Here is a 14,657-nt window from a genome sequence, read left to right on the forward strand (position 1 = left end):
CTTGCTTTTATGATGTATTATTTATATAATAAAAAAGTATTACATGAATACAACCGCAAACATCAGCTATATTATTTTTTATAATTCTAATGCCTTATTTATATTATTATTCATCAAGCGTTCCAAAGGATTTTCAAGAGCATCTTTCACTGCTACCAGAAAGCTAACTGATTCTTTTCCATCAATAATTCTATGATCATAAGAGAGAGCGATATACATCATGGGGGCAATAACAACTTGTTTATTTTTAACAACAGGTCGCTCTATAATGTTATGCATTCCAAGAATTGCACTTTGTGGTGGATTTATGATAGGTGTGGATAACATGGATCCAAAGACTCCTCCATTAGTAATAGTGAATGTTCCTCCGGTCATTTCATCCACGGTAATTCTTCCGTCTCTGACTTTATCTGCAAGATTCTTTATATTTTGCTCCACTCCCCTAAATGTCATCGTTTCTGCATTTCTAAGCACCGGAACCATCAATCCTTTAGTACCGGATACAGCTATGCTGATATCTTGAAAATCATAGGTGATTTTATTATCCCCGTCAATCATTGAATTTACATCCGGAAAAAGCTGCAATGCTCTTACAACAGCTAAAGTAAAAAAAGACATAAAGCCTAAACCTACATTGTGTTTATTTTTGAATTCCTCTTTATATTGATTTCTTATACGATAAATTTCACTCATATCCACTTCATTAAAAGTGGTCAACATGGCGGTTTGGTTTGTAACGGATACCAATCTTTCAGCTATTTTTCTTCTAAGAGCCGATAACTTAACTGATTGATAGGTCCTGACTCCATTACCTGTTGAGTTTCCCAGGGACGGTACAGCTTGTAATGCATCATTCTTAGTAATTCTTCCATCTTTTCCTGTTCCTTGTATATCGGCAGGGGAAATATTTTTTTCTTTAACTATTTTTCTGGCAGCCGGTGAACAGGTTCCTTTTGCATAAGAATTTGACGGTAATTCTTGATAGTTTCCAGAATCTTTTGTATGAGCAGCTCCTTCTTTTTCATTTTGTATAGTATCTATATTGTCATTTATTGTATTAACGGTATCCGTATCGATTAAGCATATAATATGTCCTACCTGAATTGTATCACCTTCTTGAGCTTTCAAAATTATTTTACCTGAAGCTTCCGCCGGAAGGTCCAATGTGGCTTTATCACTGTCTATTTCTGCTATAGTCTGATCTTTTACCACGTAATCTCCATCTTTAACCAACCAGGTTGAAATTTCTACTTCTGTTATTGATTCCCCGGGAGAGGGAATTTTCATTTCAAATATCATAAGTTCTAATATTTTATTTTAAGGGTTTATTTTACATTTTCAAACACAGAATTAATCAGATTTTTCTGTATTTTATCGTATCTTTTATGAGAGCCCGGTGAAGGAGAACTACTTTCGGATGTATATATACCTTTTATATTAAATTTTCTAAATTCTTTAAGTATATACCACCATGCTCCCATATTCTCCGGTTCTTCTTGTGCCCAAATTAATTCTTTTCTAAAAGTATATTTATTTAATGCCTGATGTATTTTATCCCAATGTAAGGGATATAATTGTTCTAAACGCACTATGGCAATTCGTTCTTCATTAAGTTCATCTCTTTTCTTATCCAATTCATAAAACAATTTACCTGAACAAAGAACTATACGGGTTACTTTTTCTACATCAGCCTTTGCATCGTCAATTACTTCCTTAAATCCTCCTTCAGCTAATTCATCTAAGGTAGACACTACTTGAGAATGTCTTAATAAGCTTTTGGGGGAGAAAACAATTAACGGTTTTCTATAATTAGTTTTCAATTGCCTTCTTAATGAGTGAAAGAAATTTGCCGGAGTAGTTGCATTTACCACATACATATTTCCATTAGCACATAATGACAAAAATCGCTCAATCCTCGCCGAAGAATGTTCTGCACCTTGGCCTTCAAAGCCATGAGGTAACAACATTACTAATCCGTTTTGCATTTTCCATTTATCTTCTGCAGCCGACAGGTATTGATCAATCACAATTTGTGCTCCGTTAGCAAAATCTCCAAACTGCGCTTCCCAAATAGTAAGCGAATAAGGAGAAGTCATAGCATAGCCATATTCAAATCCCAAAACTCCATATTCTGATAGTAAAGAATTATAAACATAAAATTTTGCTTTTGTATTTAAGCTATTTAAAAGAATAATTTCTTCTTCTGTATCTTCAGTTTTTATTACCGCGTGTCGATGTGAAAAAGTTCCTCTTTCAACATCTTCTCCGGATAATCGAACATGATGTCCTTCTGTAAGTAAAGTTCCGTAAGCCAGTAATTCTACCATTCCCCAGTCAATTTTATGGGTAATTTCTATCATATCCCGCCTTTGTTTCAGTAAACGTTTGGTTTTATTAAAAAGGTTCTTTCCTTCAGGAACTTCGGTTATTTTATATGCTATGGAACGCAGTTTATCCAATGGAAAAGTGGTATCTACGGAAGCTAAAAGCTCAGTGGCTCCTACTCTATCAAAGTCTTTTCGTTCATGTTGCATGAATAATTCAATGGTAGCTTGTTCTATTTCTTTAGAAACTTCCAAATTCTTATCCAGCAATTTTCTATATTCTTCATCACTATCAGCTACCATTTTTTTGGTAATGATATCATCTTTTTCAAGCTTTGCCCGGTAAATCTCTCTGGGATTCGGATGATTTTCAATTATTTTATATAATTGTGGTTGTGTAAATCGTGGCTCATCGCCTTCATTATGTCCATATTTTCTATATCCTAGGAGGTCAATAAAAACATCTTTGTTAAAAGTATTTCTATAATCGGATGCAAATCGTATTGCATGAATTACTGCTTCCGCATCGTCTGCATTTACGTGCAGCACCGGACATAAAACCGTTTTGGCAATATCTGTACAATAGGTGCTGGAACGTGCGTCTAAATAATTGGTGGTAAACCCTATCTGATTATTGATTACTATATGAATGGTTCCTCCTGTTTTATAACCCTCCAAGTTCATCATTTGGATTACTTCATACACAATACCTTGTGCGGCGATTGCAGCATCTCCATGTATAAGTATAGGCATTACTTTACCGTAATCTTCTTGATAGTCATGGTCTGTTTTGGCTCTTACGATTCCTTCAACAATAGCATCCACTGTTTCCAAATGCGAAGGATTAGGAGCTAAACTTATTTTTACGGTTTTACCTTTTTTTGTAATATAATTATTAGAGGCACCCAAATGATACTTTACATCTCCTGAAAATATAGTCTCTAAGTAATCTTTCCCTTCAAATTCAGTAAATATTTGTGAATATGATTTATTAAATATATTGGCTAAAACATTTAATCTACCTCTATGTGCCATTCCGATAACAATTTCTTCAACTCCCAATTCTGATGAATGATTAATAATTTCATCTAATGCGGGAATCAAAGTTTCTCCTCCCTCTAAAGAAAATCTTTTTTGACCTACAAATTTGGTATGTAAGAAGTTTTCGAAAGCAACGGCATGTGACAATTTTTTTAATATTCTTTTCTTCTCTTCTACATCCAATACCGGCTGATTAAAGTTTTGGTTTATCCAATTCTGAATCCAAAGAATTTCTTCGGGTTTTCGAATATACATGTATTCTATACCAATGGAGCTGCAATATTCTTTATTAAGTATATCAATTATTTCCTTTAGGGTATATTCGCCTTCCACCCCTATTATTTTACCATTAACGGGTACTGTTAAATCTGACTCACTAAGACCGAAATTTTCAATACTTAAATCGGGAGTATAGGTTCTTCTTTGTCTAACCGGATTCGTTTTAGTAAACAAATGACCTCTTGTTCTGTAACCATTTATCAAATTTATTATTTTAAATTCTCTTATTATATCTTCCGAAATTTCGCATCTATTAAAAGAGTTAGTATCGTTATTCAACTTATTGATAGATATTTTATTATAGAATTTGTTTGCAAAATCAAATCCTTGAAAAAAACTTCTCCAGCTGGGTTCTATGCTATCGGGAAATCTTAAATATTTTTGGTACAATTCATCTATATGTTCTAAATTGATTGCATTTAAAAATGAAAATTGGTCCATTTTATTTTTTGCTTTAAACGGGTATATTTTATTTACTGAACAGGTTCAAATCTAATGATTTTGATAATACCTTCAAAGTAAATATTTTTTATATTATAAATTATATATCAATTAGTAAGTAATTATTTAAAAAAAAATAATCTTATTTTTTAATTTATAAGTATATTGATATAAATATATTCTACATGTATATCATATTAAATAACTAATTGATAACTATTCTAATTTTATTATAATTTAAACTATTCTGGAGTTTATCTAAACTTTAAGTGAACTAATTGTTTCACTTAATCGGAAAACTTGTAGAAATGTAGTATAGTATACTTCTTAATTTATTATGCATAAATTACGTGATGGAATATTGACAATAAGCAGCACAAATTATGAATGTATTAATTATTTTAACCTACTAACACCTTAACTGATTTAGGCAATAAGCAAATATTCAGTTTTTTAGTTGATTCGGGTATATATTCACCATCAATTTGTAAAAAATTAGAATCAAAATAAATTTCTAATTGATTGGATTTAAAAAACATTTTTTTCTTACTCCCTAAATTAGCTTTAAATAAATATCCTATACCCAGTAAACCAAATACACTCCAGGAACATTGAGCTATCAAGTTAATATCAAATTTTCCATCTTGTAATGAGGCATTAGGTGATATGGAAAAACCATATCCTAAACAATTACTGTTAGAGATATTTAACATCATAGCTTTTCCCTTATAATTTTTTACTTCAGAATGCAAATCAATTTGAATGGGCTTAAATTTAAATATACTTAGTATTGAACTTTTAACATATCCCAATAATTGCCTTTTCTTTTGGTGTGCATAAACATTCACGATGGTGGCATCAAAGCCTATACCGGCATTACTAAAGAAATACTTATCGTTAATCTTTCCACAATCAATTGTTTTTATAATTTTCTTGGAAGATTTTATCAATTGTAAAGAATCTTCAAAAGCAAGAGGGATATTTAAATGTCTTGCCAATCCATTTCCGGATCCTATCGGTACGATCGCTAATGAGACTTGTTTATTTACTAAGGCTGTTGCAACTTCATTGAGGGTTCCGTCTCCACCACAACTGACGATAATGTCAGCCCCATCTTCAATGGATTGCAATGCATAGTTATACCCATCATCTTTTTTTCTTGTTACTTTGATTTGTTTATTGTAGTTTACAAAAATTTCTTCAATCCTATTTTTTACCTTACTACCTATTCCTTTACCGGATATTGGGTTGATGATAAAATGAATTTTTTTATCTTTCATTAAAATTTTCAATGAACTTATTTAGTACTTATTTTTAAATCTTTTATCATTTGTAAAGGATCTTTAGCATTAAAAATACAACTTCCGGCAACCAATACATCTGCTCCGGAATCAGTAAGTTTTTTTGCATTTTCTAAGCAGACTCCTCCATCAACTTGTATCAATGCTTTGGAATTTTTTCGAATAATAAGATCCTTACAACTGGCTATCTTTCTATAAGTATTTTCAATAAATTTTTGACCGCCGAATCCGGGATTTACACTCATCACTAACACTAAATCCAAATCATCAATAATATCTTCCAATAAATTTGTATTAGTATGAGGACTCAACGCTACACCGGCTTTCATATTCAAATTTTTAATTTCTTGAATAGTTCTATTTAGATGTATACATGCTTCATAATGGATAGTTATATAATCTATACCTAACTTTTTAAAAGTTTGAAAATATTGATCAGGATTAATGATCATTAAATGAGCATCCTTAATCTTTTTAGCTTTTTTATTGATTGCTTCTAAAACCGGAAACCCAAAAGAGATATTAGGAACAAATACCCCATCCATAATATCTATATGAAACCAATCGGCTTCGCTCGAATTAATCATATCCAAATCTTTATCTAAATTACCAAAGTTAGCAGAAAGAATGGAAGGTGCCAATAATGCCATTTTTTTATACAAATTTAAAAAACAATTTATTATCAGGCACTGAAATTTATCTTATAAATAAGAATAAATGTTAATAAGCTTTACTTTATATTGATGAATTTAGGCATTACATTTGTATAAAATTTCAAGTATGACTTTATATATTAAAAATATGGTTTGTGCTCGATGTATTCTTGCAGTTAAGGAAATTTTGAAAGAAATTCATATAAAACCTGTCAATATTGAGCTGGGAGAAGTTACTTTAAATGATGAAATGAGTGATGAAGAGAAGCATATATTTAACATCAAATTGGAAAAACTTGGTTTTGAACTTATTAGTGATTCTAATCAAAAAATAATTGAAAAGATAAAGTCAATATTAATTTCTCAAATTCGAGAACATAAAGCACAATCTATTACCTATTCAGAATTTTTATCTGAAAAATTAAATAAAGATTACTCTTATCTAAGTAAACTATTTTCAACTATTGAAGGCATAACCATCGAACATTATATTATCCTACAAAAAATTGAAAAGGTAAAAGAATTATTGTCTTATAAAGAATTAAATTTATCAGAAATTTCTTATAGGTTAGGATACAGCAGTGTGGCCCATCTTTCTGCTCAATTTAAAAAAATGACCGGACAAACTCCTTCTCAATTCAAATCTCAGAAAATAAAAAAAAGAAAAAGCATAGATAATATAATATAATATTACCAAAATATTATGACATATTACTTTTTATTTTAAAATATTGTACTATATTAGCAAATAAATTTTAATTAATATAACAATATACCAATTATCAGGTATTAAGATTATGATATCTGTTTTTTTTATATAATTTAATATATAAAATCTAACTTGTTAAATAAATTTTTTTATAATACACTTAATAATTTGGACATTTAGTATTATATTTATAGTTTTGCCGTCGCTATTTTAATTGCTTTATAAACAATGAACAGGAATAAGACTTTTGACTCTTTGAAATTTATATTAGTTTGTATTGTAGTATATGCTCATACTACTGAAAATCTTTACAAAGATAGAGGAACAGCAGTCTTAGTTAGTTTTCTCTCGACTTTCACTATGCCACTATTTATATTTATATCCGGCTATTTTTCAAAAAATGTTACATGGGATAAATATAAAAGGTCTTTTAAATCTTTAGGTCTCACCTACTTAGCAGCCCAACTAACCTATTCCATACCTTTTATAATTGTACAAGCGGTAACACTTCCGCCTGAACGATTTAATATTATTGAAAAAATCATTTCTATTTTTATTCTTCCTTATGGAGGACTTTGGTATGTAGTTGGACTCTTAGTTTGGAGATTACTTATATACTATATTGCAAAATTTAATTTAAAATTCCCTTTAGTATTCAGTGTATCTTTAATCGTACCTTTATTATTTGGTTTTATTGATATACAATTAAATGCATTTAGAGTTATAACCTTTTTCCCGTATTTTGTTTTAGGTTATTATTGCAATGAACAAATGTTCAATAGAATTAGAAAAATTAAACCCATATTTCCAATTATTATATTATTGATAATATTTATTGGTTTATTTCTGAGTAAAAACCTATTTTATTTTGTAATGTCTACTTTTGGAGAGGGTTCTTATAAATCTACTTATCCAACTGTTTTCCAAGGATTATTATATAGAGCTTCTTTCTACTTAATTAGTATAATCAGTATTAATTGTGTGATAAATTTGGCCACAGATTATTTCTATAAATTAGGGAAATATTCTTTTGGTATATTTTTAGTGCATCCTTGTGTTATATTTACTATCGCGGGAATCAGAATGTATTTGCTTCCTCCAATAAACATATCTTATCCAATTCTTTTTGAGTTTCCATTAGCAATGGTAATTGCGATTATAAGTTTATATTTATCTGAAATAAAGCCGATTCAATATTGGATGAATCCAATTATGTTTTTTCAAAAAAAATAATAAAAATGTCTGTAAATTATTACAGGCATTTTTATTATTAATAATATAAATATAATTTCATTGATATAATACAATTATGAATTGATTCAAATATGCATTTTATAAAAATTAATTTTAGATGCATAAACTTGATTTATTCTCTTTCACAATTAGAGTATCAACACAAGTACATATAAATTATAATATAAAATCAACATGATCATAATTTTACAATTGTGTATGCAATTGTTAACAATTTGACCTTATTATAAATATTCATTCATACTTAAAGCTTCTTTACAATAATATCAAGTTTTAATTTAACTTGTCATATAATTTACTAAATCTAAAAAAATATATTTTAAAATAGTATTTTTACAAATAATTATATTAAGGTATAAATAATTTATATATTTTTTAAAAGTTAATTAGATTAATCGTATGCAGAATTTGAAAAAATAGTAATTGGTAAAATTCAATAAAACTTATTGCTAAAGAATTCAAAAATTTATCCTAAGTTCAATGAGAAATATAATTAAAAATCAGTAATTTAGCAATTCATTATGATATTAGTTACAGGAGGTACGGGTTTAGTAGGTAGCTACCTATTACTAAAGTTAGCCGGTAAATCTAAGCAGGTTAAAGTTTTATATAGAACTGATTCTTCCAAACATGAGGTTTATGACTTGTTTAGATTATATGAGCCAAAAAGATTTAAAAAATTATTTGAATCATTACAATGGGTAAAAGGAGATATTCTCGATATTACATCTTTACAAGAAGCTTTTTCCGATATAACAGAAGTATATCATGTAGCCGGAAAAGTTAGTTTTGAAGAAAAAGATAAAAAAGAATTACATAAAATAAATATTGAGGGAACTCAAAATATGGTAAATTTATCTATTAACAATAATATATATAAATTTTGTTTTATCAGTTCTATAGCTACATTAGACTCCAATTTTGAGCAATTATATATCAATGAAAATGCTGAGTGGAATTTTAAATTCAATCATTCTTCCTATGCATGCTCAAAATATGGAGCTGAAATGGAAGTATGGAGAGGATCACAAGAAGGATTAAACGTATTGGTTGTACATCCGGGTATAGTGTTAGGTTCGGGTAATTGGAAGCGAGGTAATGGGATACTTTATGACAGAGCATATTCAAATCGAGCATATTATACAACAGGTAATACCGGGTTTATTGATGCTTCAGATGTTGCGGAAATATGCATTAGGCTCATGGATGATCCAACTATACACAATGATAAATTTATTTTGACTGCAGATAATGTCTCTTATATGGATCTCATGTTCATGTTAAGAAAAGAGTTTAAAAGAAAACCTCCCGTTAAAATATCCAATTTTATGCTTAAAAAAATATCTCTTTTTTCTCATTTATTACCCATTAAGAGAAAAATAAGTAAGCCTGCCTTTTTAGCTTTAACTTCTCAAAACAAATACTCTAATGACAAGATAAAAAAAGTGTTATCATATCCATTCATACCTATTCAGGATTCTTTAAAAATGCATGCTAAAAATTATCTACAATATAAAAAATTAAATAATGACTGAAGAAAATTTTATCCCATATGAATCGTATAAAAATATTGAACATGGAGAAATTAAAGCTAAATGCAGTTCAAACATAGCATTAGTCAAATATTGGGGTAAATTTGATATGCAATTACCTGCAAATCCTTCTATAAGTTACACCCTCACCGAAAGTTTTACAGAAACTACTATTAAATTTAAAAAATCAGATAACTTTTCTGTTAAATTGTATCTTGATAATCAAATTCAAGAAGGATTTGCTTCAAAGATATATACTTATTTTCGTTCCATTAAAAAGTATTTACCATTTATTGATAATTACTCATATACAATACATACAAAAAATTCTTTCCCTCATAGTAGTGGAATTGCCTCATCAGCGTCCGGTTTTGGTGCATTAGCATTATGTCTTATGAATATGAGTGAATTATTAGGAGAAAGTAATACTAAAGAATTTAAGTTAACGAAAGCTTCTTTTTTGGCTAGGCTAGGGTCAGGAAGCGCGTGCAGGTCTATTTACAAGGGTCTGGTTGTATGGGGAAAAAGCCCGGATATTATTTCATGTTCCGATTTATATGCCATTCCTTTTCCCTATGAAATATCCCCCATTTTTAAAGAAATTCAAGATACAATATTATTGGTACATGAAGGAAATAAACAAGTTAGCAGCTCAATTGGCCATAGCTTAATGAAAGAGCATCCTTATGCAACTTCACGTTTCAAACAAGCAAGTAAAAATTTATCTGAAATTTGTAAAATTATACAATCCGGAGATTTGGAAATATTCGGTGAAATAGTTGAACACGAAGCGTTAACACTTCATGCCATGATGATGACCTCCTCTCCTCCCTATATTTTGATTAAGCCTAATACATTAGCAATTATCAATAAGGTTTGGAAATTCAGACAAGATTCTAAATCACATTTGTATTTTACCCTTGATGCCGGAGCTAACATTCATTTACTCTATCCCGAAAGAGAAAAAGGAGTGATTAACAGTTTTATTAAAAATGATCTTATAAAATATACAGAAAATGGTAATTTAATATCAGATAGGGTTTTATTTTAAATATAAGGGATAAATAAATAGCATGATTATTTACTTAAAAATGTAAAGTATTCTTTATTAGAACGAAAAAAAGAGAGAATATGCTTGTTTTTACCAAACAAAATACTACCTTTGTTAAATTAAGATAAATAACCTTATTAAAATTAAATCATCATGAACAAATCAGAACTAATTGATGCAATTGCAGCAGATGCTGATATTACTAAAGCGGCAGCAAAAAAAGCTTTAGATTCATTTTTGAATAATGTTACTAATGTATTAAAAAAAGGAGATAAAGTTACTCTTGTAGGTTTTGGGACTTTTTCAGTTTCTGAAAGAAGCGCAAGAGAAGGAATTAATCCTCAAACTAAAGCTAAAATTAAAATTCCATCAAAGAAAGTTGCTAAATTTAAAGCAGGCGCAGAATTATCTTCTGCAGTTAACTAGATAAGCTAAAATAATTAAATTTAAAAAATAAAAAGGGCTGTTTAAACACAGCCTTTTTTATTTTTATACTTAATAAATTATAGATATTTCTTCTAGCATTACTAAAACCCAATTAAATTTTATCCTATTCAGTAAAATTATTTAAAGCTTTTGCTTGATTTTTATTACGAATATTTGATAAAACGTTTTTACCTTTTGATAGTAGCATCGGAGTTATATACGAAGAAGCTAATAGAATTAATTTTCCTGATAGGGTTTTCTTATTAACAAACTTTGATACCATCTTTTCAGTACCGAATCCTATTGCAAAATTAATCAGCAAATTTAAGAGACTGGGACTGTTGACCAGATGTAAAGCCTTATCTCGTACATTATCACTAATTAAACCTAATGCTTTGGGTAAATGCTCTAGTGAAAGTTTATTCTCCATATCAAAAATCTCATTTTTTAATACGCGCTTACGTAATAAAAAGTCATCATATGTGTATTTTCCGTTAGTTTTTGTCATTAAGTTCATTTTCTTTTACATTTAAATGCAATTCAATGATTTTTTTCATAATATATTTTCTAATATTTGAATAATTGGAAAGAAGAATAATAAAAATTATGAAATATATACAGGAAATAAGTAAAATCCCTAAACCCATATTATTAAAATGAGTACCCATCATTATACCAAAAGCCAAACTGGCTAAAAACAGAAACATCATTCCTATACTGAATATTATAATGATGCAAATTATTATACTTAATAATCCGGAAATGGTCTCTGTCAAATCCAATTTTAAAAGTTCAATTCTGTTATTGATATATTTTTTTAAAAAACCTAGCATAATTAAAATATAGTGGTAAAACTAAAAAAGAGTCATTAAAACAGACTCTTTTTAATTTTCAGTACTTATTTTTTTGTCAATTCATCGTATTCCTCTGCAAGATGATCAATTTTTTCCTCTTTTTTTCTATTAAACTCTTTTTTGTACTTATCATACCCTTCCCTCAGCTCATCTTTATATTTATGATAAGAATCTTTAAGGCTATCACCCAAATCTTCTGCTCTACTTTTTATCTTTTTACGGGTATTTTTTCCTTTATCAGGTGCTATTAAAACTCCTGCAAGCAGGCCTCCAATAGCACCTAAAATCATGCCGGTTAAAACATTTTGAGCATTTTTATTTCCCATATTAATTACTATTAAATATTATTATAATTTTATTTTTAAATTTTAATCCAATATATGCTTAAAATAAGTAAGATTTATAATTATTCAGCTTACTATATAATTTAACACTAATTTGTTTTAGCTATCATAAATTATTGAAACTTATTTTAATTTTTTTGTTGCCTTAAACAAATTTACTCAATAAATTTGTAATTTCCAAAACAATATAAAAAATTATGCCAAAGTTCTCTTCACGAGGTTTAAATATGCCTGAGTCTCCTATTAGAAAACTAGCTCCCTATGCAGTAAAAGTTAAAGAGAAAGGATTACATGTATACCATTTAAATATTGGTCAGCCGGATATCAAATCTCCACAAACAGCAATAGATGTTTTAAAAAACATAGATTTAGATATTTTTGCATATACCCCTTCTGAAGGAAATTTTGATTACAAGGAGACTCTAAAAGAATATTATCACTCTTTAGGTTTTGAAGATTTAACCAGAGATAATTTTATAATTACTAATGGAGGTTCAGAAGCATTATCTTTTACTTTAAGTTGCTTATGTGACAATGAAGATGAAATTATTGTTCCGGAGCCGTTTTATGCAAATTACTATAGTTTTGCCGAATCTATTGGCGTTACTATTGTACCAATTGTTTCAACTATTGATACCGGATTCTCACTACCCGATATTGAGAAATTCGAAGAATTAATTACATCCAAAACACGTGCAATTTTAATTACTAATCCGAGTAATCCTACAGGATATCTTTATTCTAAAGAAGAATTACAAAAATTGGCCGATATTGCGGTTAAACACGATATATTTCTTATTTCTGATGAGGTATACCGAGAATATGTTTATGATGGGTTACCATTCCATTCTGTACTGGAATTTCCCGAGCTTAAGGAAAATGTAATTGTAATTGATTCGGAATCTAAACGATATAGTCTTTGCGGAATACGTTGTGGTTTCTTAGTTAGCAGAAATAAAAAATTTTTGGAAATTGCATTAAAATTTGCACAGGCTCGTTTGAGCCCTTCCTTAATTGGTCAGATTATTGCGAATGCTGCACATAAGCAACCTATTTCTTATATTGAAAATGTAAAAAAAGAGTATTCAGAAAGAAGAGATTTATTAGTAAAACTACTTAATGAAATACCGGGGGTTGTTTGTCCTAAACCTAAAGGTTCTTTTTATTGTACCGTAGAATTGCCGGTTGAAAATGCAGAAGATTTTTGTCTATGGATGTTAAAAGATTTTGAATATGAGAACGGTACAGTTATGCTTACTCCTGCACAAGGTTTTTATTCCAATCAAGAACATGGGAAAAGACAAGTCAGACTTGCTTATGTTATAAATAAAGATGACATTACCCAATCCATTAAAATTATCAAAAAGGGCTTAGAAAAATATAATACACTTCAATGATTATTCAGGAAAATATTGATATCAAAAAATTTACGACCTTTCATGTATCCGCAATTTGTAGATTTTTTACAGAAATATTTACACTGGAAGAGCTCAATGAAGCTTTGAATTTTTCTGTAAATAATAAATTGCCCGTTTTATTTATTGGGGGTGGAAGCAATATTTTATTTACTAATAAAACTTTTAACGGATTAGTTATTAAAGTTAATTTAAAAGGAATTCAAGAAACCTTAGGTAATCATAATAACCAAGTTTTTGTTTCTGGTATGGCCGGTGAAAATTGGGATTCTTTTGTTAGTTATTGCATAAATAAGAATTACGGTGGATTGGAAAATTTATCATTAATCCCCGGTAATGTAGGAACTTCTCCAATACAGAATATTGGTGCCTATGGAGTTGAAATGAAAGATTCTTTTTACCAACTTAAAGCCCTTAATCTTACAACTCGTGAAATTGAGATTTTTTCTTTCGATGATTGTAATTTCGGATATAGAGAGTCTTTTTTTAAAAATGAGGGTAGGAATAACTATGTTATTCTTGAAGTAACTTTTCAATTAACCACTAAAAAACATAAACTTAAACTATCTTATGGAGATATAATGGATGAGCTTAATAAAGATAAAATATCTGAACCAAGCCTAAAAGAAATAAGAAATCAAATAATAGCAACCAGAAAACGGAAACTTCCTGATCCTGAAGTTTTGGGAAATGCAGGAAGCTTTTTTAAAAACCCTATTATTCCGATCTATCAATTAATTAAAATTCGAGAAAATTACCCGAATATCCCCTTCTATACTATTTCTAATGACTTTGTTAAGCTTCCTGCTGCATGGTTAATTGAAAAGACCGGATGGAAAGGTAAAAAAATAGGGAATGTCGGAGTACACGAAAAACAACCACTAGTTTTAGTTAATTTGGGTACTGCTACCGGAAAAGAAATTTTTTCATTATCCAATTCTATAATAGAGGATGTTAATAAAATTTTTAATATTCAATTAGAGCGAGAAGTAAATATCATTTTATAAATTTATATTTTTGCTTCATAATTTAA

Annotated in this window: 14 protein-coding genes; 7 read left to right on the top strand and 7 right to left on the bottom strand. The window is 29.0% G+C overall.

From position 1 onward, the window contains the following. Positions 1-78 precede the first annotated feature (78 nt). From odhB to rpe, 4 genes are all read right to left on the bottom strand, one after another. The gene (gene odhB / locus ASC36_RS01500; RefSeq protein ID WP_055424720.1) at positions 79-1,299 is read right to left on the bottom strand and encodes a 2-oxoglutarate dehydrogenase complex dihydrolipoyllysine-residue succinyltransferase; all 1,221 of its coding nucleotides are present in this window, start codon (positions 1,297-1,299) and stop codon (positions 79-81) included. Between the two features lie 26 nt (positions 1,300-1,325). Then, the gene (locus ASC36_RS01505) at positions 1,326-4,085 is read right to left on the bottom strand and encodes a 2-oxoglutarate dehydrogenase E1 component (RefSeq protein WP_055424721.1); all 2,760 of its coding nucleotides are present in this window, start codon (positions 4,083-4,085) and stop codon (positions 1,326-1,328) included. A 401-nt stretch (positions 4,086-4,486) separates the two neighbouring features. Continuing rightward, entirely contained in the window at positions 4,487-5,365 is an 879-nt protein-coding gene (locus ASC36_RS01510; protein WP_055424722.1) for a diacylglycerol/lipid kinase family protein, read from the bottom strand. Between the two features lie 17 nt (positions 5,366-5,382). Beyond that, complete coding sequence (rpe, locus tag ASC36_RS01515; RefSeq protein WP_055424723.1) at positions 5,383-6,036, bottom strand: ribulose-phosphate 3-epimerase; 654 nt, start codon at positions 6,034-6,036, stop codon at positions 5,383-5,385. A 130-nt stretch (positions 6,037-6,166) separates the two neighbouring features. Here rpe and ASC36_RS01520 point away from each other — a divergent pair, with 130 nt between their 5' ends. The 5 genes from ASC36_RS01520 (at position 6,167) to ASC36_RS01540 (ending at position 11,011) form a co-directional block, all read left to right on the top strand. After that, on the top strand, positions 6,167-6,727 hold the full coding sequence (locus ASC36_RS01520; protein ID WP_055424724.1) for a helix-turn-helix domain-containing protein: 561 nt from the start codon (positions 6,167-6,169) through the stop codon (positions 6,725-6,727). A 249-nt stretch (positions 6,728-6,976) separates the two neighbouring features. Further along, positions 6,977-7,981, top strand: coding sequence for an acyltransferase family protein (locus ASC36_RS01525; protein WP_055424725.1), 1,005 nt, complete (start codon positions 6,977-6,979; stop codon positions 7,979-7,981). A gap of 542 nt (positions 7,982-8,523) precedes the next feature. Continuing rightward, positions 8,524-9,537: an NAD-dependent epimerase/dehydratase family protein gene (locus ASC36_RS01530; RefSeq protein ID WP_055424726.1), complete on the top strand. Its 1,014-nt coding sequence runs from the start codon at positions 8,524-8,526 to the stop codon at positions 9,535-9,537. Then, the gene (locus ASC36_RS01535; protein ID WP_055424727.1) at positions 9,530-10,585 is read left to right on the top strand and encodes a diphosphomevalonate/mevalonate 3,5-bisphosphate decarboxylase family protein; all 1,056 of its coding nucleotides are present in this window, start codon (positions 9,530-9,532) and stop codon (positions 10,583-10,585) included. The genes ASC36_RS01530 and ASC36_RS01535 overlap by 8 nt, the downstream gene beginning before the upstream one ends. A gap of 153 nt (positions 10,586-10,738) precedes the next feature. Next, the gene (locus ASC36_RS01540; protein ID WP_055424728.1) at positions 10,739-11,011 is read left to right on the top strand and encodes an HU family DNA-binding protein; all 273 of its coding nucleotides are present in this window, start codon (positions 10,739-10,741) and stop codon (positions 11,009-11,011) included. Between the two features lie 124 nt (positions 11,012-11,135). On the opposite strand, the gene ASC36_RS01545 is transcribed toward ASC36_RS01540, so the two are convergent. The 3 genes from ASC36_RS01545 to ASC36_RS01555 all read right to left on the bottom strand — a co-directional run bounded on the left by ASC36_RS01545 (position 11,136) and on the right by ASC36_RS01555 (position 12,191). Continuing rightward, entirely contained in the window at positions 11,136-11,528 is a 393-nt protein-coding gene (locus ASC36_RS01545) for a hypothetical protein (RefSeq protein WP_167336862.1), read from the bottom strand. After that, positions 11,506-11,844, bottom strand: coding sequence for a hypothetical protein (locus ASC36_RS01550; protein ID WP_055424730.1), 339 nt, complete (start codon positions 11,842-11,844; stop codon positions 11,506-11,508). The genes ASC36_RS01545 and ASC36_RS01550 overlap by 23 nt, the downstream gene beginning before the upstream one ends. Before the next feature lie 65 nt (positions 11,845-11,909). After that, entirely contained in the window at positions 11,910-12,191 is a 282-nt protein-coding gene (locus ASC36_RS01555) for a YtxH domain-containing protein (protein ID WP_055424731.1), read from the bottom strand. A gap of 215 nt (positions 12,192-12,406) precedes the next feature. Here ASC36_RS01555 and ASC36_RS01560 point away from each other — a divergent pair, with 215 nt between their 5' ends. Next, positions 12,407-13,606 carry a pyridoxal phosphate-dependent aminotransferase gene (locus tag ASC36_RS01560; RefSeq protein WP_055424732.1) on the top strand — a complete coding sequence of 400 codons (1,200 nt, stop codon included), beginning with the start codon at positions 12,407-12,409 and terminating at the stop codon, positions 13,604-13,606. After that, positions 13,603-14,631 carry a UDP-N-acetylmuramate dehydrogenase gene (gene murB / locus ASC36_RS01565; RefSeq protein WP_055424733.1) on the top strand — a complete coding sequence of 343 codons (1,029 nt, stop codon included), beginning with the start codon at positions 13,603-13,605 and terminating at the stop codon, positions 14,629-14,631. The genes ASC36_RS01560 and murB overlap by 4 nt, the downstream gene beginning before the upstream one ends. Positions 14,632-14,657 lie beyond the last annotated feature (26 nt).

The sequence above is a fragment of the Apibacter mensalis genome (assembly GCF_001418685.1).
GTDB classification, from domain to species: Bacteria; Bacteroidota; Bacteroidia; order Flavobacteriales; family Weeksellaceae; genus Apibacter; species Apibacter mensalis.

Bases quoted from the DNA above. Each gene is read 5' to 3' on its own strand.
- ASC36_RS01550 (WP_055424730.1), bottom strand. From the start codon at position 11,844: ATGCTAGGTTTTTTAAAAAAATATATCAATAACAGAATTGAACTTTTA.
- ASC36_RS01520 (WP_055424724.1), top strand. From the start codon at position 6,167: ATGACTTTATATATTAAAAATATGGTTTGTGCTCGATGTATTCTTGCA.
- rpe (WP_055424723.1), bottom strand. From the start codon at position 6,036: ATGGCATTATTGGCACCTTCCATTCTTTCTGCTAACTTTGGTAATTTA.
- ASC36_RS01545 (WP_167336862.1), bottom strand. From the start codon at position 11,528: ATGAACTTAATGACAAAAACTAACGGAAAATACACATATGATGACTTT.
- ASC36_RS01555 (WP_055424731.1), bottom strand. From the start codon at position 12,191: ATGGGAAATAAAAATGCTCAAAATGTTTTAACCGGCATGATTTTAGGT.
- ASC36_RS01535 (WP_055424727.1), top strand. From the start codon at position 9,530: ATGACTGAAGAAAATTTTATCCCATATGAATCGTATAAAAATATTGAA.
- ASC36_RS01560 (WP_055424732.1), top strand. From the start codon at position 12,407: ATGCCAAAGTTCTCTTCACGAGGTTTAAATATGCCTGAGTCTCCTATT.
- ASC36_RS01525 (WP_055424725.1), top strand. From the start codon at position 6,977: ATGAACAGGAATAAGACTTTTGACTCTTTGAAATTTATATTAGTTTGT.
- ASC36_RS01510 (WP_055424722.1), bottom strand. From the start codon at position 5,365: ATGAAAGATAAAAAAATTCATTTTATCATCAACCCAATATCCGGTAAA.
- ASC36_RS01530 (WP_055424726.1), top strand. From the start codon at position 8,524: ATGATATTAGTTACAGGAGGTACGGGTTTAGTAGGTAGCTACCTATTA.
- odhB (WP_055424720.1), bottom strand. From the start codon at position 1,299: ATGATATTTGAAATGAAAATTCCCTCTCCCGGGGAATCAATAACAGAA.
- ASC36_RS01505 (WP_055424721.1), bottom strand. From the start codon at position 4,085: ATGGACCAATTTTCATTTTTAAATGCAATCAATTTAGAACATATAGAT.
- murB (WP_055424733.1), top strand. From the start codon at position 13,603: ATGATTATTCAGGAAAATATTGATATCAAAAAATTTACGACCTTTCAT.
- ASC36_RS01540 (WP_055424728.1), top strand. From the start codon at position 10,739: ATGAACAAATCAGAACTAATTGATGCAATTGCAGCAGATGCTGATATT.